This is a genomic window from Pusillimonas sp. (assembly GCF_035515275.1).
Classification (GTDB): domain Bacteria; phylum Pseudomonadota; class Gammaproteobacteria; order Burkholderiales; family Burkholderiaceae_B; genus Pusillimonas.
Window position 1 is genome coordinate 1 of record NZ_DATJBQ010000030.1, and the last position, 1,811, is coordinate 1,811.

The following is a 1,811-nucleotide window of genomic DNA, read 5'->3' on the forward strand; positions in this document are numbered from 1 at the left end:
TTGCTGCCTTCGGTGACGAACACCGGGTAGATGAAATCGTCGACGCTGAGCGAATGCTCGCGGACCAGTCGTCGCGAAAAATCGTCGTGGCGGTTGCGGCGTGGACGCGAGGCAGGAAAATCGACGGAAGGAAGGAATTGAGTCATGGCACGACCTTGGGTGAGATCCAGTTTTCAATGTGGGCGGTGGCTTCTTCCAGCCCAATACGATGGGTTGCCGAGAACGGCAAGGCGGTTAACGCCCCCAGTTTGGCAAGTTCTTTGCGGGTGGCCGCCACGGCCTTGATCCGTTGGCCGTAAGGAAGCTTGTCGGCCTTGGTCAGCAGGGCCAGCACGGGCTTGCCCGTAGGGGCGAGCCATTCGGCCAGCCGTCGATCCAGGTCAGTGACACCCCGGCGAATATCCATGACCAGCACCACGCCGGCCAAAGATTCGCGTTGACGCAGGTAGCCGCCCAGCACCTCGGCCCACTCTTCGCGGGCGTCGCGAGCCACCGACGCATAGCCGTAACCGGGCAGGTCGACCAGAAAGCCCAGGGCCTCGTCGGGGTTGAGCGGGTCGGGAATGCCGAACAGATTGATCAGGCGGGTGCGTCCGGGTGTTTTGCTGGAAAATGCCAGCCGTTTCTGGTTGGCAAGCACGTTAATGGCGGATGATTTGCCGGCGTTCGACCGGCCCACGAAGCAGACTTCGGCGGTGGTGGGCGGCGGTAACTGGTCGAGACGGGCGGCGGAAACCGTGAAAGCGGCGCGGTGCAGGATGGACAATGGCTGGCCTGATGGGTTTGATTCAACCGCTATTGTATAATTATCGGATTTGAAACTGTTGCGTTCAATTTTTGCGGGCCTTTGCGGGCCCGAAAATTTGACATTCATTGCCGACATATAGTCGGCCCAGATCGAATTTAAGCGATCCGTCGAGGTCTTCATGAAGCGTGTGCTTTCCAGAATAGTAATCATTAGCGGTGTAGCACTAGGCTGTTCCGTGTTCTCTGCAAGTTATGCCCAGAACGCCGTCAAGCCCGACGCGGCCAAAGGCGAGGCTCTATACACCAACGGCGACGCAGCGCGCGGCATTATTGCCTGTGCCAGCTGCCATGGCGCAGCCGGCAACAGCACGCTTCCGGTCAACCCCAATCTTTCGGGCCAGGCGCACGAATACATCGCCCGCCAGCTGCACGACTTCAAACCCCAGGGCGACCAACCCGCCAAGCGTAGCGGCCCCAACGGTGCGCCGCTGGTCATGACACCCATGGCTGCGCCCCTGTCCGACGAAGACATTCAAAATATTGCTTACTATCTGGGCCAGCAGCCGCTTGATTACACTGCCGCTGCCACTGCCACCAGCGAAGCCACCATGGAGCGCGGCCAAGAGATCTGGCGCGGCGGCATTCCGGCCAAACGGGTACCCGCCTGTGCGGGCTGCCACGCACCTAACGGTGCAGGCGTACCGGCCGAGTTCCCGCGCCTGGCAGGGCAGTTCCCCGGTTACCTGGCTGATCAGCTCAAGCAGTTCCGCAGCAATGATCGCGCCAACGAAATCATGCACGACATCGCCGATCGCATGTCCGACTCCGACATTGCGGCGGTGGCCGATTACGCGGCGGGCCTGCGTTAAAGCGTAGAATTTAGTCCGGCGTCAAAAACAAAATCGCGCCGGCCGGTCAGTCAAAGGGGGGGGCCGGCAGCGGCGCCCCCCTTTTTTTTCGAAATGAATCTGTGAGCCAACCCAATTCCTTGAAAAGCTTCGGCGCCGACGTGATTGAACTGCTCGGTTCGATGCGGTTTGCAGTAAGTTTGCTGATGTTCATTT

2 protein-coding genes and 1 pseudogene are annotated in these 1,811 nt (G+C 60.0%); 1 reads left to right on the top strand and 2 read right to left on the bottom strand.

Annotated elements, in window-relative coordinates; translation table 11 throughout:
- Positions 1-146 (bottom strand): annotated as a pseudogene (locus tag VL003_RS01865) (porphobilinogen synthase); the annotation flags it as partial.
- Complete coding sequence (gene yihA, locus VL003_RS01870) at positions 143-766, bottom strand: ribosome biogenesis GTP-binding protein YihA/YsxC (RefSeq protein WP_325439011.1); 624 nt, start codon at positions 764-766, stop codon at positions 143-145. The gene yihA and the pseudogene VL003_RS01865, both read right to left, overlap by 4 nt.
- Before the next feature lie 160 nt (positions 767-926).
- On the opposite strand from yihA, the gene VL003_RS01875 reads away from it, so the two are divergent.
- A complete protein-coding gene (locus tag VL003_RS01875; RefSeq protein WP_325439013.1) occupies positions 927-1,616 on the top strand; it encodes a c-type cytochrome in 690 nt (229 codons plus the stop codon).
- The last annotated feature ends 195 nt before the right edge of the window (positions 1,617-1,811 follow it).

What these genes read in the sequence shown, in the direction of transcription:
- VL003_RS01875 (WP_325439013.1), top strand. Translation starts at nt 927, where the DNA reads ATGAAGCGTGTGCTTTCCAGAATAGTAATCATTAGCGGTGTAGCACTA.